The organism is Granulosicoccus sp. 3-233, assembly GCF_052681095.1.
The window spans coordinates 548,085-569,480 of the sequence record NZ_JBQYLE010000003.1; the positions used below are offsets into that span (position 1 = coordinate 548,085).

Consider the following 21,396-nt stretch of genomic DNA (forward strand, 5'->3'; position numbering starts at 1 on the left):
TGCCATGACACCGAATCAGACCATCAATGCCATCGAGTCGCTGGACAGCTTCTGCGCCAGAATCTCACAGGCAATCTCGAGTGACGGGTTCGATGTCAGAGTTCAACCCGGCGATCATCTGGTTGATGACGCCGGGGCGGATTCTCTGACCGTGCTCAGGTACGTGTCCCATCTGCAAGCCTCAGGGCTGCCAATCGACCTGAACGAATTCGATACCACATTGCTTGACACTCGCGTCGCCTATCAGAAGTGGTTACAGAACGTCGCTGTGAACAATCAGGGAGAACGAACATGACCGGACAAGCACCGAACCTTCACCTGGCTTCCAGCAAGAATCACACGGTACAACTGGACAATGATCCGCAGGGCGTCATTCTGCAGGGAAAATACGCACGGCTACGGCCACTTGCCCAGAATGACTACGGGTATTTCTACAATCTGAGCCTGTCAGCCGAGAACAACGCACGCTGGCGCTACCGGGGTACCACCCCCAGTCCGGAGCGTTTCGTCACGGATCTGTGGAATGGCGTACAGGCTCAGTTCGTCATTGAAACTCCTGAGCCGCGACAACGCGCCGGTCTGGTCGTGGCCTACAATGCCGATATGGCCAATGGCACTGTCTATCTGGCTGCCCTGGTCGACAATGACTATCACCGCAAGGTGTGGCCGATGGAAGGCATACTGCTGTTCGTTGACTATCTGCTGCAGAACTGGAACTTTCGCAAGGTCTACGCCGAGACACCAGAGTTCTGTGCAGCACAGTTTTCCTCGGGTGCAGGTACCTACTTCGAGGAAGAGGGCCGCTTGACGCAGCACCAGTTCTTTCAGGGAAAATACTGGGATTACATCACCTACGCCCTGACCCGGGAGCGATGGGAGACCCATGGCAAGGCAGCACTGCATCGTTTTTCGGAAATGAGCTAGGAGATGCCGATGGATACCCTGGCCGATGCCATCGACGCCCTGTGCGAAGCCGAACGCGGATTCCATTTCACCTCACGTTCGCAGCCAGATTCGACGATCAGCCACCTGGCGCTGCGCTCGGATGTCAGACGTCTTGCTCGCAAACTTCGCTTGCCGGAAGATGCACCAGGTGACAGACTTGTCATTGCCGTACCGGACCAGAGAACCTTCCTGCTACTGTTCCTGGCAGTGATTCGTGCGGGTCTGGTGGCTGTACCGGTGCCTCCGCCTGGCCTGACGGCAGATCTGACGGCCTACAGTACCGACATTGAACGCATACGCAGAGTCTGCGGCGCCAGACGCATACTGACCACAGATTCCCTGCACCAGCGTCTGCAGGCCAACCACCCACCGGGAAGCCTTGTCCCCTGGTCGGAGCTACAGGCCGGTGAAGAAACCGGGGAACTGGGCAGACCAACCACCTCCAGTACGGCACTGATCCAGTTCACCTCTGGCAGTACCGGCTCTCCGAAGGGGGTCGAGCTGACTCATGGCAACGTCATCAGCAATGCACGGGCCATCGAGCAGGCACTGGCGATCGATCCAGTGCATGATCGTGGCTTGAGCTGGCTGCCCTTTCATCATGACATGGGCTTGATGGGGTTTCTGATCGCCCCCGTGCTGATTCAGGCATCCACCTGGTATCTGCCTCCCATGGAATTCGCAAGGCAACCGCGACGCTGGCTGGAGTTGATGAGTCAGACTGAAGCGACGATCTCCTATGCACCCAACTTCGCCTATGAGATGGCGGCGAGATCTGTGAAGAAAGCGCAATGCCGGGACTGGAACCTGTCTGCATGGCGAGTGGCCGGGTGTGGGGGCGAACCTGTCTTGCCGGAGGTGCTGGAACATTTTGCGCGACAACTGGAACCGGCAGGCTTCAACAGGAAGGCCTTTGTACCAAGCTATGGATTGGCCGAGGCCACCGTGGCAGTTGCCATATCAGCGCCACAGCGTGGAGTCATTCTGCAGCGCGCCCGTTCTGCCAATGGTGACGGCACCACGGCGGTTTCCTCGGGACGAGCGATCAAGGATACCGCTATCCGTATCGTCTCCTCCGACAACACCGAGCTGGCGGATGGCAAGGAGGGCGATATACAGGTGAGAGGACCAGGCGTTGCCCGACGCCTCTGGTGTGAAGACGGTCCACAGCCATCAACCCGTCACGATGGTTGGCTGAGCACCGGAGACAATGGATTCCTGTATCAGGGAGAGCTGCATGTCACAGGGAGAAACAAGGAAACCATCGTGATCAACGGTCGAAACTACCATGCACATGACATTGAGGAGTGCGTGCAAGATCTGGAGGGAATACGTCGTGGTGGAATCGTCGCCTTTGGCAGACCGCAGGACGGCAGCGAGCAACTCGTGCTGGTTGCAGAAAACCGATCGGTGCTTGCCATGGACACGATTCAACACCAGCTACGAGCAGCGATACGCCAACGACTTGGACTGGCAGTTGCTGATATCGTCATCGTCGAGCGTGGCATCATATCCAGAACCACCAGCGGCAAGATCAGGCGTCATGCGCTCAAACAGGCCTATCTCGCCGGCGAATTTACACGATTGTCATCAGACTCTCTGGAATCCGCCAGACCCGCTGTTGCCTGTACCTGAAGTGTCGTTTTACTGCGCGCGCAGGCCTGTCTGACACAGTGTTCATCAACTATTATTGACCATTGATAATAGGCTTTGTAATATCGAATAAAGTCGGCCTGATGCCGTCTGTCATGGCCTCTCATGGTGCATGTGGTGGTCGTCGGATCACTTGGGATGCTGCGCACCGTGTGTAGTCACGCTGTATTGAAACGACAGGGATCAACCTTGGATCACGATAAACGCGAGCGACAGCCCGGCTTTCTCCGGGGAGGCGGCGAAATGGGCTCGCGCATGCGATCGCTCGACTGGAGCCTTACCCCACTGGGTGATGCTCATGACTGGCCTGTGCCTCTGCAGATCACCTTGCGCACCATGCTGACCACCCGCCACCCGATGTTCATTTTCTGGGGCCCCGAGCACTATTGTTTCTACAACGATGCCTACTCTGAATGTATCGGTCCGGAAAAACACCCCTCGATACTCGGTAGCCCGGGGCGCGAGTCCTGGAAGGAGATCTGGCCGATCATCGGCCCACAGATCGAACAGGTCATGGCCGGTGGTGAATCCACCTGGCATGAAAATCAACTTGTACCGATCATCCGCTACGGTCGACTCGAAGAGGTGTACTGGACCTACAGTTACGGCCCCGTCTACGATCCTGATTCGCCATTCAAGGTAGGCGGAGTACTGGTTGTCTGCACCGAGACCACGCAGCAGGTTCGGGCCCAACAGGAACTGCAACAGGCCGATGCGCGCTGGCGCACCCTGTTCGAGCAGGCCCCCGGCTTCATCTGCGTACTGGAAGGACCCGATCACCGCTTCACCTACGCCAACACGCGCTTTCGTGAGGTGGTGCATCGAAAGGTGGCAGTGGGCGACACTGTTGGCGAACTGTTCCCCGATCTGCGGGACCAAGGCTTCAAGGAACTGCTCGACGAGGTCTATCAGTCCGGCGAGGCCTATGTGGCAGCGTCAGCCCCCATCGACCTTGCCGTCGACGCTACCGGCAAGACTGAAAGACGTTATCTGGATTTCGTGTACCAGCCCATTCGCGATGTTGCCGGCAGAGTAACCGGTATCTTCGTCGAGGGCGCTGATGTGAGCGAGCGTGTCAATCAGGAGCGCCTGATTCGTCTGAGTCAGGAGCGCCTGAACCTGGCGATAGAGGCAGCTGGTCTGGCCCTGATTCATGTCGACCTGGAAAAGAACCAGATCATGTACTCGAATGAATTTCGGGCACTGGTCGGCTGGGAGGACGAACCCGAACCTTCCTGTGACCAGGTACCCGACCTGTTTCATCCGGACGATCAACAGCGACTCAGAGCACTCTATCAGCAAGCGATTCAGGACGATGGCAGCATCCGTATCGACACCACCGCCAGGCTCCTGTGTCGCAATGGTGTCTGTCGCTGGGTAAGATTGCAAAGCCGAACCATCGTGACCAGGCAGGGAACGACATCGGTCCCCTCCGAGTTCATCGGCACTTTCACCGACATTTCAGCGGAACGCGAAGTGCAGGAGGCCTTGCACGAAGCACGACGTCAGGCAGAAGTCGCAAACGAGACAAAGAGTGCTTTCCTTGCCCACATGAGTCACGAGATTCGCACGCCGATGAGTGCTGTGCTGGGTTATGCCGATCTGCTGGCCATGCGAACCGATGATGCAGAACAAACAGAATACCTGCACATCATCAAGCGCAATGGTCAGTTTCTGCTGGACATCATCAACGACATTCTCGATATTTCGAAGATAGAATCCGGCAAACTCGACATCCAGCAGATCGACTTCTCCATCCAGGAGTTCATCGATGATGTTCGCTCGATGATGGCGGTACGCGCATCCGAAAAAGGCATCGACTTCGAAGTGATTTTTCTGAGTGCCGTCCCCGGAGTCATCCGAAGTGATCCGCAACGACTCAAACAGATTCTGGTGAATCTGATCGGCAATGCAATCAAGTTTACCGAAACCGGTTCTGTTCAACTGTCGGTGCGATTCATTCGCGGCACGAACTCGCAATTGAAATGCGCCATCGTGGATACCGGTACCGGCATGTCCAGTGAACAACTGGGCCGTCTGTTTCAGCCCTTCAGTCAGGGAGATGGATCAATCAATCAGCAATTCGGAGGCACCGGTCTGGGTCTTGCCATCAGTCAGCGACTGGCGGCCTATCTGGGCGGCAAGATCACCGTCGAGAGTACACCTGGCAAAGGCAGCTGTTTTTCCTTTTCGATCGATTGCGATATTCTGGAAGAAAGGCCTTCGGTGGAAGCGAGTCCTGGAAGTACAGAGCAGAGCAAGCCTGTCGGACCGGTTTCACTGCGGCAGGGGGCACGGGTTCTGGTGGTTGACGATCACGTCGATATTCGTCAGCTGATCGCACAATACCTGCAGGATGCCGGTGCCAGCGTGGTGACCAGTCAGGACGGTGTCGAGGCAATCAACCACATAGAAAGGATCATGAGCGGAACGGAACCCGCTGTCGATCTCGTTCTGCTGGACATGCACATGCCACGACTCGATGGCTACCAGTGTGCACAGCGACTACGCGCACTGGGGTTCGACAAGCCAATCATCGCACTGACCGCCAACGTCATGCCGAACGACGTGAAGCGCTGTATCGACAGCGGCTGCTGTGCCTTCCTGAGCAAACCCATCGACGCTCAGTCCATTCTTGACGCCGTCGCCCCTTTCCTGCCCGTTGCAGAGGCCGTGGCCCCCTCTGACTTGACGGTAGTACCTGAGAACATTCAGCCCGAGACAGAGTCAACTGTCGCAATGTCATCCGCAGCAACTCGGGTATTGGTGGTGGATGACGCTTCCGATCTGACCCGTCTCTATCAGCGACTGCTCAATCAGAAGGGCTTTGACACGTCAACCGCCGGCGATGGCAAGACCGCTTTGCAACTGGCAAAAACGACTCGTCCGGAAATCGTGATGCTGGACATCAACCTGCCGGACATGAGCGGACTCGATCTGATAAAAGCCATGAAGTCGGTGCCCGGCCTGCAGCATTCTCGCTATATCGCCCTTTCCGGCCACGCGGCATCCGCAGACGAGCGTGCCTCAATGGCTGCAGGATTCGATCATCATCTGGTCAAACCGGTTTCGCTGGGTGATCTGCTGAGAGTGATCGGCCAGACGGACCCTATCATTAGCGAAGCCTGAAGCGGAAAAAAAGCCCGCTATGCCACATCAATATGTGCGACCCAGTCAGTCCTCCCAGCGATAGCCATTGTCCGGTTCAGGTGTCTCGTCAGGAGACACCTCGGATTTCCTGCCTCCCCGCTTTTCCCAGTAATCATCGTTCGGATAGGCACTTTCACTGTGCTTGCCCTGATCCTTTTCATCATCCGGGTGCTCATTCTCGGCACTCTTGATGTCGGATCTGCCGGACTTGGCTGTTCCATCCACGCTGTTCGCGTTATCGGCGTTATCGGCGTTGTCGGCGTTGTCGGCGTTGTCCGTCAATCTGCTGCGCTTGTCATCTCGAGCCTTGTTGTCAGGAATACTCATCGTCTTCATGCCTCTTGCGTCGACGTCAAACTATCCTGATTCGATGGCAACCACTCCAGAATCTGACATTTCTGCAGATATTACAATCCAACGTTTCACCCAACCGCACTACCCAACCGCACTACCCAACCGCACTACCCAACCGCACTACCCAACCGCACTACCCAACCGCACTACCCAACTGCACTACCTGTCTGCACTACCCGTTCGCACGACGCCCCCTGCTCCCTCAACGAATCGCATCGGATATCCCCGCGGCATCTCCGCTATCGATCAGATCATTGAAAAATCCGAACCAGGTGGAGAATGCGCCCGGTCGACCATCGGGATTCCAGATCGAGCGTTCCAGCAAGTCCCTGTCGTTGGCTGCGGGCGAGAAGATATTGGGCTTGATACGTCCCAGCCCCGAACCGGACGCCAGTTGTTGCAATGCCTCGAGACAGTCTTCCGGATCATCCGGCACCAGATTCACCGCCAGTCCCAGCGAGTTGGCCAGAAGTTGCAGGCGGGTGGCACGCACGGCTGTGGGTCGCCCCATGGTGACATTCTCGTCAAACAGCGTGGCAGCCAGTGAACTGTCAAACGTCAGGCCACGTCGCCAGAAGTGAGTAGATCCCAATGCCATCCAGACGTCATCCACGACAATGGCAGACGCCGCCAGATGCCAGGGCCGCCCGGGACCGGCAATCGGTGTCACCCATGCCAATCGCGAGGCATTGGCATCGGCGAGCTCTTTCAGCGCGGCATTGATGCCAGCCTTGCGGATATCCTTCAGCCGATCTGGTCTGTCGGGCAGAAAATTCTCCGGTACGATCAGCATGACGCACAAGCCCGGTCGCTCCGCCCAGCGATTCCTGATCGCCTGAATCCAGTCAAGATCATCACCGTCCACATCGTTATCGATGCAAGGCGTCTGGATGTAGACAAAGTCCTCTGCCCGTTCGATGGCAGTGGTCACGGCACGCGCAAATTCGTTCACGCCGTCAGCGGTTTTCCGTATCAAGCGATCGACACCGGCGGCCGCGGCATCATCATCGAATGTCGCCGTATCGATCAAGGGATCCAGGTTCTGCCCCGTGGCAGCTTCAATGGCATTTTTCAGATCCACCCAGCTTTGTCCCGGTGTATGACTGGCCATGGCTGCGGTGACATAGGCACGCACGATCGCATCGCCCGTGACTCCGTGTGCAATGGTTTCCAGTACGGCAGACCACTGTGTGGTGCCGGTGACAGCGGGTGCCACGGGCATCGGGGTAGACACCGCCGTGAGGTACTCACCCAGACCTGTCGAACGCCGCTCATCCATCAAGGGGATCAAGGCTGTGGCAGCAGGCCCTGCCAGAGACAGGCCCAGTGAGCCGATCTCCGGTGCTGCGGGCAACCCGGCGTGCGCCAGCCGAGGCGGCGCTGCTTCGTGATAGTGCTCACGCAATTCTCCGGCACCCACCGTAGCAATCAGGTTCGCTGCATCATTGGCAACGAGTTCGAATCGCTCCATGGAAGGCGCAGCGGCTCCCAGGGTACCGGGATCAGTCAGATGACTGCGTGCTCGATGCACACGCGTTGCCGTACCACCGACTTCCGCCAGAGTACCTGCAGGGGTATCGGTAAACGCAGGCGACGTCGTGATCAAGGTGTCATCCGCCATTGCCGCATTGCTCAAGGTCGCGGCAATCCTGTCCGCTGCCGCCAGTGTCTGTGTATCCAGCAATGCATGCGGTGTCGTGTCGGGATCGCCGGACACCACCATGACATGATCACCCGGCTGCCAGCTGGCACTGCCGGTCGTGAAAGTCGCAGCACGTTCGCACACGAACAGACTTTCGCTTCCGTCCAGTGCGGAGGCGTCGAGACGAGAACCACCCGCTACCGCAGGCCGAATGACCCGCTGGTCCATGAACATGGCCGATGAGCCGCCGGATATCACCATGGCATCGAAACTGATGAACACGGGGTCACCGCCCGGATCGGTCGGGCCGCTCGTTCCATCGGGTATCGGCACGATCACCCGCGCAAGTCCAGCGCCATCGAACGCAGCAGCCCCGCCGTCAAGACGTTTTCGCTTGCCGGTAAGTTCATCCCGCGCATGCGTATAGAGCCTGACCCATCCATCGCTGCTGACATCCGGCGTTCTGACATCGATCAGCACAGTCTGGCCCTCGCTGGTGTCACCGCTGACCGAGCCCTCCCCCGCCAGTGGGAACACCTCGTATTCCAGTCTGAGTGGCAGCACAGCGCTACCGGACGCTACCGGCGACGAGGCACCACCATGTGTATCCATGACGGGTGCCATGGCTGTCGCCGCACCGCCCGCCAGCGTCGTCATGACAGCACCCGCCATTGCATCCATGGACAGCAGCACGGGGTTGCCGGCGCTGTTCTGCAACGGGGCAAGCCGGGTCATCGGATTGGCCTGCGCGCTGTCGTCCCGCCCTGCTCCCACTGCCAGACTCTCCACATCCAGCATGGCGATGCGTAGATAGTCTCGTGCCAGAGCAAAGACCGGACTTGCAGTTGTCCAGCCGGAAAACAGAGCCCCGGAAGCCGCAACCGGTGCGACAGGAACAGGCACATAGGGACCATTGGGCAACGGCGCCATCCGGGGAATCGGCACCAGATCGGTTGCCGGGGCCGTACTCAACTGCAAGCCGGGGCTGGTACCGATCGTGAACAGTGAGTTACTGCTGTCAATCGCCGTCAGGCCCGATGTGGCGAGACGAGCCGCAATGGCAGAATCCAGCGGCCCTTCACTGGGCGAGACCAGGTGCGCGATTCGTCCAGCCGCCGTCGCTGCCGTTCGCGACAGACTGGCATCGGTTTCGGTGGCCAGATTGGTCCAGACTGCTGCGTTGGCAGGGTCTGACATGAAGGACCACATGGAGGCAACGGCTCCGGGGTCGACCGCTCTTCCACGGTGATCGAAACACCAGAGCCTGGCACTGTTGAGAGGAATACCGGTGCGGTTCTGTACAAGGATGGCACTGTCATGATCCGGCCGACACAGCTCCGTCACCGGCGTACCATTACCCAGCGTGCCGGCAAGAGACAGACCCAGGAATTCGGCGCGCTTCGCGTCGGTATCGAATTCACTGGCCAGATCGGTTTCACGCAGATTGTTCATGTCGGTGGGGGGATCGGGTATTTCCAGGGCAAAGGATCGTATCCGCAACCGACTCGGTGTATTGGCAGCCGTCAGGGCCGAACCATCCGGCTGTGGCACCACCTGCGTCAAAGTCCAGAGTCGCAGCTCCACTTCGGGCAGCAATGTGTGCAGAACGACCAGACTGTCATCACTGAACGCTGCATCGCCGTTTGCATCACGCAGGGTCTGCAGTATCGCTGGACGCGTGCTGGTGGCCACGGCATAGGAACGCGTCCCTCCGGCCGGGGCACGCCATTCCATGTCCACCACCAGGGGTACCGTTACGGACAAGTCGGCATTCGGTAGAGCCAGGACCGGCAAGGTTGCGCTGTCGTGGCGAAACCACGGCCCAAGTGCCGGTGAAGCAAGACCCAGAGTATCCGGTGTGGGGTTCAGCGCAGGCATGGGTGCATCTCCTTTGTCGGCATCAGCTCAATGTCGCATGCAGCGACTCGGCACTGCGGCCCAGAGGGTCACTGAGGGTCACGACATACAGTGTTCCCAGGGGCACGACTTCGCCACCGGGCACGTCCTTCACCCCGGAGAAGCTGAGTGGCTCGTCCGGTTGCACGATGTCATGACTGCCCAGTGATTCCAGTACGCCTTCCGGAAAACGCCTGTCCACGCGCACCGAGTAGTACCCGCTGATGCCACCAGAGAGCCGTTGCGGGTGTGACAAGGTCAACACGACATTCGTCATGCCGCCAGCCACTGCCGTACCGGACAGATTGACCAGCGCCGGTGTATCCGGTGGAGCGCCCGGAATCAGGACCAGCGAGACCGGTTCGGAGGCGACACTCCAGCGTCCCGGAACCGGTGGCGAGGAGCCGTCTTCGGGCGCACCTTGCACTTCCACCCGATAGACATAGCGCGTCCAGGGTGTCAGCTGCGCGGTCCTCGCCACGAGCACCGGGCCGGTATCGCGGTATTCGGCACTCTGCCGACCCGTCTCGGCATCGGCAGCCGCAATGCTGCCGCTGGCAACGATGGGCATGTTGGCAAGCAGCTTCGTGTCAGTACGGGTTCGTCGCAGTCGCCAGGTTCTGGCCGGCGTGACACCAGCCAGAACCGTGATGTTCGCTTGCACGACGTAATCCGGCTCAGCGGGCAACGATTCAACCGGCCGTACCGTCAGCGTGGGTTGTTGGGGTGGATCGCTGTTGGGCACGCCATACAGGATGATCGGCAGCTCACTCAGGTCCGGTTTGCCTCCGGATTCGGATTCCGCCGCAATCTTGTAGGCACTCAATATGCGCAGCGAACCGGACACGGCATGACGAAAGCCAGTCTCACTACCGGCGAAATCCACCATGACATCATCGAGTCGTTCGAACAGATGATCCGGGAAAGCCGCCGCATTGTCACGATAGACGCCGGCACGAACCGCCGCATCAGGCGCATTATCGATCTGTGCCAGCAGTGCCGTCTCATTCTCCTGCTCCAGGTGAAGGCGCAGGCGATTCTCGTCGCAATGGTAGATGGCGTAATTCACCCCGGACTGTCCGCTCCAGCGATGCTCGATCCAGGCAAGCCCGGTGACATCCGGACGTGCGGAATAGAGAAGAAACGGCGGTACGCTCAACTGCAGGGGCGGACGCGGATCCACCAGATTCAGACGGATGTCTTCTGACAGCACGGATTGTCGATTGGCCGTGTCAAACCACCTTGCATTGATGGTAAGGCGGCGCTGTTCGAGCAGGGCCAGCACCGGCCCCTCCATACGCAGCTCGACCCGAAAGGAACCTGGCTGTCCGGGAACGGCAACCTTGTCTGCCTCGGCCAGATCATGCTGCGTCGATGGCGCCAGAGGATCGCTGATGAACAGGCGAACGTGGCTCAGTTCCAGACTGCCGGGTGCCAGATCCGCAGCGTCCGGCACCGCCACGAATACCGTGATCCGACCGCCGCTGCTGGCTGCGTCGGCAATATCCGGCTGCCGATAATAACCCTGCAGGATGGGACGCGGAGGTCTGGGTCGCTGCCCTGCCCCGGCAGTCGTTCGTGTCCACTCGGACCAGCGCCCGAAGCGATCCTGCTGGGCGACGGCATAGTCAATGGCGGGCGCTGCCGCCTTGCGATCGGCAATGAATCCGGTACCCGGCTCATCGACGGGTTGTCCGGTTTCATCATCGACATTGCTGGCCAGTACGATCGGCAGATGAAAGCCCTTGTCATTCTTGCGGTTCAAGCCTTCGACAACACCACTGCCAGCAGGTGTGCGTTTGGCGGCAGCCAGCAAACCGGCAACCCGGACGCCCGACAGTTGCAGTTCCACTTCTCGCCTGGCATCCGGTGGCTGACCGGGCAACCAGGCCTTGTGCAGCGTCCCGGTGATGTTCACCGACTCAGGCTGCTCCAGCGGTGCCAGCCGATCCACCACCGCATGCGTTTGCAGCATGACAAAGGTGCGGGGTCTGCTGATGATGGGCTCTGTCAAGGTGGCGACAGGCTTGCCGATGGGCAGTTTTTCCACCAGCGCTGAATAGCGCTTGAAAACAAGATCTCCCCGCAGATTGCGATCAGCTGCCTGTACCTGGCCCAAAGCTGCATCGAAGACCTGCCGAAGCGGATCCATGCCGACATCATCACTGGCGCCCGAGGCAACATCCTCGAAGAAGCCATAGACCCGATAGAAGATGACGCGATCCTCGACTTCGACGAAGGTATCGTCGCGCATCTTGTACCCGAATCCGGTGGCGGTGCCCGGATCGGCCAGCGCACCGAACACACGCTGCAGCCGACGGGTCGTGCTGGAACCAGCCGGGTTGCCATCGGCATCCAACAGCACATTGCCATCGGCATCGGTCACCCGTTCGGTCACCGTCTGCTCGATCTGTGGCACCGAGACATCATCGATCAGCGCATCCAGATCTTCATCGAGCTTGCCGGACAAGGAAGCGACACGCTGCAGTTCCTGGGCAATGGTGGCAACAGGCGCGGCATCGGGCGCGGGAATGCCAGATGCTTCCTGCAAGGGCAGGCGTTTGGGCGCTTGTGCCGAAGTATGCGCAGCAGCCAGCGCAATTGGCGCCTGGATTGGCAGATAGCGCGCACCGCCCTTGTGTGGCAGACACATCACGGTGTAGGGCTCGTACTCCAGATGCTGAGTATCGTGCGCTTCTATCCACTCGACACCGAAGACCGTGCCTGCTCCGGATACGCGAAGCTGAACGACATTCGGTGCAGAGAACGTGAAGGGTAGCTCGCTGCGACGACCAATGATTGCCGGTCCACGTCCCGTGCTCGAGGCCATGAACGCATCCACATGAAATCCGGATCGTGACCCGTCTCTGTCATTACCGGGTCGGATGATCACTGGACGACCATCATCACGGGACTCCCCCTTTTCGGCTTGCGCGAACAGGTTGACCCAGAGGCACTGTTCGTTCTGCCCCAGTGACAGATACACGCTCACCGACTGGCCGACTTGCACATTGAACGGAGGAAACAAGGCCTGTCCACTGGCGTCATCGATATAGGCTGCCGTACGTCGCCGGGTCAACGTCTTGCGATTGTTGACCACGGCCCGGTACACCACAAAGGGTGTTATCGGCAAACCCAGCAGCGGGTGCGTCGATACCCGTATGTGATTGCCCGCCTGTGCGTGGGGCTCCCGGATATCCACCGGCAAGGCGTGGGCATTCATCAACAGTGGATTGACATGATGCTGCATCAGACCAGACCCTCCAGCGCCAGCATTCGCGGCACGGTACCCAGCAGCCGAGCACCACTGATGTCCCCGTCCGGTGTCGAGAAGGTGAGTTCGAGTCGTGTCTCACCCGATGGCTTGATCGCCGTGGTCGGTGCCAGAAAGACACGGGTCCACTGCGTATTGGCACGGTATACCTGCAAGGTCTCCACACCAATGACGCCCCCGCTGAGTTGCAGGCGCGACACGATCTCCGAACCGCCAGCGGTAATCACTGCCCCTTCGCGTTTCATCGGCTCCAGTGCATCCACGAGAACACCATCGATGACCCAATCGCTGCCATCGAACCGCCAGAAGACGTAGCTGTTGGGGCGATCGGCAGGCAATGGCAAGGTATCGGCGTCCAGCTCTGCCAACAGCACACCCAGCGCGGCATCCGATTCTTCCATGGCCCCACTCAGAGAGGGTGCCGCACCTGTAATGATGATTTCTTCGGCAGGGAACGGTGCATCGCTGCCAGCATCGTAACCCATGTCCGCGAGCATCTGCCCGGGTCCGCTGTAGCGCGACGTGGTGAAGCGGGTGCCGGAGACGAGAATCGACAGACCACTGCTGTCCCTGGCAACCAGATTCAGGTCGTACATGGCCCGAGGTTCGAGTTCCACCTGTGCTGCCATCGAAGCGCCACCGGTGGCCGCCCCCTCCGGCAGGCAAGGTGCCGCCACCAGTGCATCATTGATGCGATTGGCTCCAGTGCTGTTGAATGTGGTGGGTCCGTTGTGCCAGCTCACGATCACTGGCAGCGGCGCCATCTTCTCGGCCAGAAGCGCAGGCGTGGTCTGAGGCGGCGGATCGGTTCTACGCACCTCGAGCGCCAGTTCGTAGCCGTATATTTCTGCCAGTTGCGAGACATGACCTTCATTGAAGTGCACCCAGAGTGGATCATCAGTGAAGTGAACGACACGCCCATCCACGGGCTCCACCCGATGAATGTAGCGAGCCATGTCACGCGCGTCGAATACGTGCTCGTTCAGACCATCCTGCTCATTGCCGACTCCCAGCGTATCGCCCGCTGTTGCAAAAGCGAATACCTGCGGCTCTGTGGCCGCCTGCCAGTTGCCAGCATCCGGAATGGCCGGCGGGCTGTCCGTACCATCGTCATTGCCTTCCCATGCCTGCCAGGACCAGCCGATCTCGATTTCGTAGATCGTGTCTGCTTCAAGAATGATGTCACGGCGCTCAGTGACCTCGGCCTGCAAGACGGCCGTCAGCACAGAGAGGCGCTCGTCCCGCAGCTGTTGATCGTTCAGGCGATTCTCGACAGCGACCAGATCCGTACCGCAGGCCGACAGGAAAGTCACTTCGACGCCACGCGGTGAAAGCATGTCAAAAGAGTCATAGGCCCGAGCCGGATCCTCCGCCCGATAGGCCACCACGTGACAATGACGCTCATCCGGCAATTTGTGCGATGTGATGACCCGTGCCGGCCAGCGATCGCCGCGCTCATCTCGGCCGGGCTTGCCGAATACGACCGGCAACAGATTCTGCTCACCGATCGGTGCGACATCATCCTGTGACTGACTCGCTCCCATGCAGATCTCATGAATGACAGAGTCCTCGGCATCGCTGAACAATTCGATCGACACGATGCCGGAACCGGCGAAGCGCAGTTCATGCTCTACCCCTTTCTCGCCACTGGTCACCGCGCCATCGACCCGCGCACCGGTTGCATTGCGGGCCTCTCCCTTCACGACGCCACCGAAGGTCATGGCACGAATCACCACCGTGTCAGCGGCCTGTGGCAGTTTGATGCTCAGCCCGGCGCTGGGCACCAGCAACTCGGGCACACCATCGCTACCCGGTTGCGGCTCACTGGTCGTGATATCGACCTGGTCCACCAGACGCAGACCGTTTCTCTCGCCCAGGTCACTGAAGGCAACATTGCCGTGAGAGAAGCTCGACACATTGTCCGGCAATCGCAGCCCCTTGAAGTTGATGCAGTGCTCCCGGCTGACCGTGCTCAGACAGCAAAGCCGGAAGAAACTGGCCTCCCCGGCTCCTCCGGTCAACCTTATGGACTTGATGGGGTCGCCAGACGAAGACAGCTGCAAACGCAAGGGGGTCTGCTGCTTCGACGGTGAGCGGACTCGTGCCACCTCCTTGTTTCGCGCATCGAATCCGGTGGCTACCACCTCGGTGGCCCCCAGCATCACCCACAGTTCAACCTCCCTGCATGCCTCTGGCAATTGAATACTCATGCCCGCCTGCGGAAACAGGAACTCGGGAATGCGGTCACGGCCGAGCCTGGGGGTCGGCCCTGACTGATCGATGCGATCGGTCATGCGCAGAGTGTCCGAGCGTTTCAGAACACCCAGTTGAATGCCGTTGTGCGTCAGACTCTGAAAACCATCGTCACGCAGCTTGACGCCCTTGAAGGTCTCGCAACGTGGCGGCGTCTCAGGTTCATCCGAGAGGCTGCAACACAGGCGATAGAACAGCGACTCACCGCTGCCACCGGTGATACGCAGTCGCACGATGCCGGCCACACCCGTGAGTCGTGCGCTGACCGGACCATTGGGCGAAATGGAGATGGTGGCCGTGTCGGCAACAGCGCCTGTGGTGTCAATCGCGGACACCTCGATCGGGCTACTCGACGGCTTCCAGAAAAAGACTTCAACCTGCACACAGGGTTGCTTGAGAAAGAGCTCGATGCCGGATTGCGGAAAACTGATATCGGCACGACCATCACTGCCCAGGGTCACCGGTGTATTCACGGAGTTCAGGCGATCAACGGCTGCAAAGGGTTTCTGCTGATCCAGAGCACGAATGGTCAGCGATTCCAGCACCAGGTTCAGGTGTTTCCCATCGGGCCTCACCCCATCGAAATCGAAGCACTCGACTCGGGTATCTCCGGCCTGTCCGGCAGATTCGCAGACCAGAAATGTCAGCTCCGGCTGGAGAATGTCACGATCAAACTGTCCCTGCCACGGCAAGGGGGTGTCACGCAGCCCCTGTGCCCGGGTCTGACGCCCAAAGGGCAGGCGGTAGCCGCGCTTGACGACCTCCCCACGCAGGGAGATGGTCATCGGCAGATCCACGACCACGCCGGGCTGAACGATTGCCCCTGTAGACGCCAGCAGGGCTTGCAGTGCGGCACCGGCAAAGCGTCGATCACCTACTGTCACGGCGGGCTCGGCCGTCAGGAAGAACTTGCTCGGATACGGTGGCGATGCGGCTGACTCGGCTCGGAAACGTACCTGATACAGGCTCACTCCGCGCGCTGCCCGACCGTAGATACACGCTCGACGAGGCTCTGGCAGGGGCTCGCACAGATCTTCGATTTCATCCACCGGATCACCGCCCGTTCCTTCTCCACCACTGTCCGTGTTCTCCACCCAGGTCCAGGGATCCCAGTCGAGCAGTTTCAGTCTCGGCCCTTCGTGCTCGGAACTGGCCGGATTGTTCACCCCGGAACTGTCAGGCAGCTTGACCGGTGATGACATCCATACCGTCTGAATCGCCTTTGCCGGATCGCCGACATCACCACCCCCGCGTTTGCGCAGAACGATCTGATCGATCCGGTAGGCGTATTTCAGGCGGTTTGATCCGGACCAGAGTGACGAGCCTCCGGAAGCAACAGGCGCAATGCGATCACCGGATGGCATGCCCATCGAGGCATGCTGTCGGAAATTGAGAATCGGGGCGGTATCAGCCCAGACCGTCTGATTGTCCGCCGGAGCAACACCTTCGTTGCTGGTATTGCCGTTGCCATCGGTCACCAGTCTGAAAATCGGCTCGGCCGGCAGCGTGCTGGCCGTGATGGCCGTGGTCGCTGCACCCATGATCCGATCCTGTCGATCCGTCAGATCGATGGAGACGATGGGAGCTTCGGGTTCCGGCGGATCATCCGGCAGCAGCTCGACCCCGAACTTGACGCCGACGCAGCCTTCGAGCGAGAAGAAGAACATGTCCACCGAGCCACAGAACTCGCCTTCCAGATACACCTCACCATCGAGATAGGTCAGGATGATTTCACCACGTGCACTGATGGACAGGACAACCAGGTCCAGTTCACCGTCCACGAAGACACCACCCTTGATCAACAACGGCCGAGTCCCGAAACCGACCAGTACCTTGGCCGAGGCGCGCAACTCGATGGGACCGGCAGACCACTCGATACTCCAGCCGGCCCCCATGCCCACGGAAAAACCATCAAAGCTGAAACGCGGATCGCCCCCCAGGCTGGGCAGCCCGTCCTGTTCGATCATCAGATAGGCCCAGGCCTGTGCATCCAGTGTGCCGGGCAGCAAGGTCAGGGTTACCGGCTCGCCCGAGCGGCCGGCAAATCCATCCGAGCCTATACGCACATAGGTGCCTTGCAATGAATACGGAAAGTAGGCGCCGAATGGCACCTTCAGACTCAGCACCTTGGGAATCTCGTAGGTTGCCGACACCGCAACAGTCACCGCTTCATCATCGATCACGATCAGGCCGGTAATGGTGCTGCGCTGCTTGCGCCCTTCACTGGCCTGCGTGTCCGGCACCGAGATGATCTCGACGTCCACACCCAGAATGACTTCCGGATCAGGGAAGGCGACCACCAGCATGCCGGAGGCGGAAAAACAGAAGGAGGCATCCGGCATGGTGCCGAGCACGACCCCCACACCCAGTGCATACTGCCCGAGCTCCGGTCGGTATTTCTCACCGGGGCTCTGGTTCCACCAGTCAAGCTCCGCCTGAATGCGATCGGGCGGATCGTCCGCGATGGCACGCTCGCCGTTCATGACAAACAACCCCTTGAACCCATAGAGCGCCGCACCGGACTGGGCCAGCGGTACCGGCGTGCTGAACTGCACGCCGAGGAACAATTCCAGGAAGATGTCGGGCAAAGATCCGGGAGGATTGCCGAAGGGCTTGCCGAACGCCAGCCCTGCAGAACACCCCAATCCGACCGGAATGATGTTGGCCTCGACTCCGGCGCGAACCGTGCCATTGCTTTCGATGCGTAGACGCCCCTCACCTTCGAGTACATTCGGAATATTGGCCGTCAGCACGAACCCACGCAGTTCGAAGACCGGCAATGGGTCGTTGCCGAAGGTCATGCGAACGATGGCTTCGGTGACATTGATGATGCCGAGATTGAGGCCGATGGCCAGTCGCGCCTCGATCCACAGAGAGCCGTTGCCCATTTCCACTTCGACGATTCGCAGCAACTCGCCAAGCACCCCGTCGATCCGCCAGACTCCCGGATCCTCGATCTCCAGCGACCGGGTGTCATAGGCCAGACCCAGCTTCTCCCAGCCTTCCCGGGTATTGTCGAAGGAAATACCGACATCCTTGTAGCGGATCTTCAACGGCTTGTCGTCCCGCGTACGCAAGCCCAGTTTGCCGAAGTCCACATGCAATGTGCAGGTGTACTCCGCCAGAACCTTGAGCTGATAGGCCGCCCCGGGGTCGGCCGCGGAGCGCATGTCGATTTCACCGCGAACTGCAATCAGGGACGTCTTGCTGTCGTCGCTGATCAGCTTATTGCCGGGACTCGTTTCCAGCTGCGACAGACCGGCCAGCGCAACCAGTGCGGTGATTCGTGCGCCGGCGCCGACGGCATTGTCCTGCGGGCGAATCCCGGAGAGCAGCATGGGAGCCAGTGCCATGGTTGATGTAAACAGGCTGCTCTCGATACTGCCCAGACCATCATCATCACCTTCCGATCGCAAGCCGAGGGAGATCCGGGTGAAATCCGTGATTTCATCATGAATGAAGCGCATCTCGACAATCCAGGTCTCGCTGGACATGTCCACGGGCGTTGTCGCTCCCCCGCCCCCGGGTATGCTCAGTGGCGGCAAGGGTGTTTCAGCCGGTGTCCAGACAACATCCAGCTCACCCAGGTTCGGTACCGCCTTGTCAAAGCCATCGGCGGTTGGCTTGTCCCAGCCCAGCAGCAGTCGCACCCGATAATCGAAACGCGGGTCAGGCGCATGAGTGGGCACCAGAATGCGTCCGTTGGCCGGCACAAGTGACCGTCGCAAGGTCGGGTCACGAGCCGGTTCCTTCTCGGCACGCGTGGAGCCATCTGCCGGTGTACCACCGACCGCATAGATATCCACCCGGCGATACTGTATACGGGTGATCTCGGCAGCATGATCCACATCCTGATCAGCCGGCCAGCCGTCACGCTCTTCAAGAACTTCGATCAGCCTGCCGTTCTCGAGCGTTGCATCACCCACCGCCTCGAATTTCTCGGCCTGCTCCAGCCCGATATCGCCATCTTCCTCCAGCGTATTGCCATCATCCGTAGCACCGGGCGGGTCGACCCATGCCGATTGCTCGCCGCGCTGATATACCCGGTTCAGCGCAACTGCCGTGCTCGTCGGATCGGCACCGGTGAGCAGCTCGGCGCCCTTGCTGGCCCGGCGCTCGGCCAGGTCCGTGTTGTAGGCATCATCATCGATATCATCACAGCGTCCCACCACCAGGAATAGAGCACCCGGATAGCGCGCAGCCCAGTCCTGTACTTGCGGACGAATGGTGGACTCGTTGTCACCACCGTTGGCGCCGACCGGTGCCAGCGACACACCCTTGTCATCCCTGCCCCAGCCCCGCACCACATTGTCATCAAAGGCCATCAGCACACGAATGTGGCGATCATGTTCCACGACTGCAGGCGCGGCACCGAGCGGAATCACCACCTGAGCCAGACCGTCAGCGGGCACCACGACATTGGCAGACGTCGTGTTGTCCAGTACGGCTTGCTCCGCCTTGGTATTGCTCGCACCACTGGCGTGAAAATCACTCAGGTCGAAGGTCGCCTCTACATCCGAGATGTCCTGCGGTACCGTCGGATCCGAGCCGGTGAAAACACCATCCTCCGTACCGACAAGCAGTTCTCCGGTATCGATGATCCTGATCTTGAGATGGCTGACGCGTTTGGGATCACCATCCTGCGGCTTCTCGCTGAGCTTGATCAGGTGCTCGCCGGTCAATCCCGTGACATCCGGCATGAACGTGGCCCCCTGATGCCGGATGTTGCGTGCATTGAGCTCCCACTCGAAGGCTGATGTACCCGGCGCCGTGGATACGGCCTCGAACGTCAGCGCGTTGATCTGTGCCACCGTGCCTCCCACATGCACGACATTGTCCAGCACACTGCCATTGATGGTCGTTCGAACCACCGCTCCCTCACCTGCGGCCTCGAAGCGGAAGATGACCTCCGGGTGCTCGACGGGATCGTCCACCCCATCGACATGTTCCAGGGGCGTCACACGCAGTTCCTCACCGTGCATGACGGCTCCGCTGGACACATCCACGTCATCGTCTATCGAGTCATCCGGCCAGTGCCAGCGGGCTGACCAGTCTTCGAGAACACCGCCCTCGGGCGGAGCGCTGGCGGTGAACGCGGCCTGCAAGGTGACCCTGTCATCCTGATCGGCAACGATTGCCACCTTTCTGGACAGCCCCAGCCCTTGAGCCGCCACTTCCTCCTCACCCTCCTGTCTGAAGCGAAAGGTGTCAGGGTTCAGCGCAGATCGACCGAACTGCAGCTCGAAGTCGCCCTGAATACCCGCCGGTCTGCCGAACAAGGCATTCTTGACGCTGCCGGAAACATCGCCGACGAGAGGCAGGTTTCGAGGTGCATAGAGGGTTGCCTCCTTGACACTCAGCCCTTCCCACGCGGCCTCCTGCCCTCGTTCGATCACAGCTGGCGGTGAATACTCCGCCGAGAAATCATAGGCCAGCTGGTTGATGGTCATGCCCAACTGGGATTTCCCGAAGAAGAAATGCGGTGGACTGCAGGTCAGCGAGAACACACCGCCGGAGGTGGCCGTGGGATCCAGCGGATCGCTTTCATCAATGAAACTGGTCACGATATCGGCGTTGCCAACCCGGGAAAACCGGACAGTGGCAGACCCGATGATCTTGACACGATCACGTCCGGGGTCCCGTACCAGATGTCGCGGCGCGGTACTGATCTCGGGAACGTAGATGGCAGGCTCCAGAGCGTCAAGAACCAGAACGAAATCGGCCAGGCGAACATCCAGTTGCCAGGAGCTCGGACCCGGTTCCAGATTGTTGACGATGGCTGCCCGGGACACGGCAAACTGAAAAGGCACACCGGCATGGATCAGTGGAATCTGCAGGGTGCCGATACCGATGTCCAGCTCCTCGATATCCGCACTTGCACTATCGACGATGGACTGCAAGACACCGTGGTGATGAATGGCTCCTGCAGATCGCGTGGTACGGTGCTGTGTGACGACAAAGCGATCGGTGAAATTCTGGAAGACAGGAGGCAGCGCAGCATTGATCCGATCTGTCAATCCAAACAGATCAACAAGCGGTATTCCTGCAGTTCTGGCCATGCTGCCTCCCTCGTACCGATGAACGCTGGCAAGTGACGGAAATGGATCCCCTACACAATGGATCAGAGCGGCGCGCTGACACAACTGACAATTAGTTTAAGGTCCGGGTGTCCAGGCGCCTGCTGTTCTGCCCCAAGGGATCAATGGTCAACAGACAACACCGCTGCAAC

General features: G+C 59.7%; 8 protein-coding genes. 4 read left to right on the top strand and 4 right to left on the bottom strand.

Annotated elements, in window-relative coordinates:
- Window positions 1–4 precede the first annotated feature (4 nt).
- The 4 genes from ACUNV4_RS11745 to ACUNV4_RS11760 all read left to right on the top strand — a co-directional run bounded on the left by ACUNV4_RS11745 (window position 5) and on the right by ACUNV4_RS11760 (window position 5,727).
- Window positions 5–295, top strand: a complete 291-nt coding sequence (locus tag ACUNV4_RS11745) for a hypothetical protein (RefSeq protein ID WP_430878733.1) — start codon at window positions 5–7, stop codon at window positions 293–295.
- Window positions 292–924: a GNAT family N-acetyltransferase gene (locus ACUNV4_RS11750; protein WP_430878734.1), complete on the top strand. Its 633-nt coding sequence runs from the start codon at window positions 292–294 to the stop codon at window positions 922–924. The genes ACUNV4_RS11745 and ACUNV4_RS11750 overlap by 4 nt, the downstream gene beginning before the upstream one ends.
- Window positions 925–933: 9 nt before the next feature.
- The gene (locus ACUNV4_RS11755; protein ID WP_430878735.1) at window positions 934–2,580 is read left to right on the top strand and encodes an AMP-binding protein; all 1,647 of its coding nucleotides are present in this window, start codon (window positions 934–936) and stop codon (window positions 2,578–2,580) included.
- A gap of 207 nt (window positions 2,581–2,787) precedes the next feature.
- On the top strand, window positions 2,788–5,727 hold the full coding sequence (locus ACUNV4_RS11760) for a response regulator (RefSeq protein ID WP_430878736.1): 2,940 nt from the start codon (window positions 2,788–2,790) through the stop codon (window positions 5,725–5,727).
- A gap of 45 nt (window positions 5,728–5,772) precedes the next feature.
- Here ACUNV4_RS11760 and ACUNV4_RS11765 read toward each other — a convergent pair whose 3' ends face one another.
- The 4 genes from ACUNV4_RS11765 to ACUNV4_RS11780 all read right to left on the bottom strand — a co-directional run bounded on the left by ACUNV4_RS11765 (window position 5,773) and on the right by ACUNV4_RS11780 (window position 21,226).
- Window positions 5,773–6,075 (bottom strand): hypothetical protein, encoded by a 303-nt coding sequence (locus ACUNV4_RS11765; protein ID WP_430878737.1) that lies wholly within the window; start codon window positions 6,073–6,075, stop codon window positions 5,773–5,775.
- A 229-nt stretch (window positions 6,076–6,304) separates the two neighbouring features.
- Window positions 6,305–9,622 (bottom strand): hypothetical protein, encoded by a 3,318-nt coding sequence (locus ACUNV4_RS11770; protein WP_430878738.1) that lies wholly within the window; start codon window positions 9,620–9,622, stop codon window positions 6,305–6,307.
- 22 nt (window positions 9,623–9,644) lie between these two features.
- Window positions 9,645–12,890: a hypothetical protein gene (locus ACUNV4_RS11775; protein WP_430878739.1), complete on the bottom strand. Its 3,246-nt coding sequence runs from the start codon at window positions 12,888–12,890 to the stop codon at window positions 9,645–9,647.
- Window positions 12,890–21,226, bottom strand: coding sequence for a hypothetical protein (locus tag ACUNV4_RS11780; RefSeq protein WP_430878740.1), 8,337 nt, complete (start codon window positions 21,224–21,226; stop codon window positions 12,890–12,892). The genes ACUNV4_RS11775 and ACUNV4_RS11780 overlap by 1 nt, the downstream gene beginning before the upstream one ends.
- Window positions 21,227–21,396: the final 170 nt, after the last annotated feature.

Bases quoted from the DNA above. Each gene is read 5' to 3' on its own strand.
- ACUNV4_RS11775 (WP_430878739.1), bottom strand. From the start codon at position 12,890: ATGCAGCATCATGTCAATCCACTGTTGATGAATGCCCACGCCTTGCCG.
- ACUNV4_RS11770 (WP_430878738.1), bottom strand. From the start codon at position 9,622: ATGCCTGCGCTGAACCCCACACCGGATACTCTGGGTCTTGCTTCACCG.
- ACUNV4_RS11750 (WP_430878734.1), top strand. From the start codon at position 292: ATGACCGGACAAGCACCGAACCTTCACCTGGCTTCCAGCAAGAATCAC.
- ACUNV4_RS11745 (WP_430878733.1), top strand. From the start codon at position 5: ATGACACCGAATCAGACCATCAATGCCATCGAGTCGCTGGACAGCTTC.
- ACUNV4_RS11765 (WP_430878737.1), bottom strand. From the start codon at position 6,075: ATGAGTATTCCTGACAACAAGGCTCGAGATGACAAGCGCAGCAGATTG.
- ACUNV4_RS11780 (WP_430878740.1), bottom strand. From the start codon at position 21,226: ATGGCCAGAACTGCAGGAATACCGCTTGTTGATCTGTTTGGATTGACA.
- ACUNV4_RS11755 (WP_430878735.1), top strand. From the start codon at position 934: ATGGATACCCTGGCCGATGCCATCGACGCCCTGTGCGAAGCCGAACGC.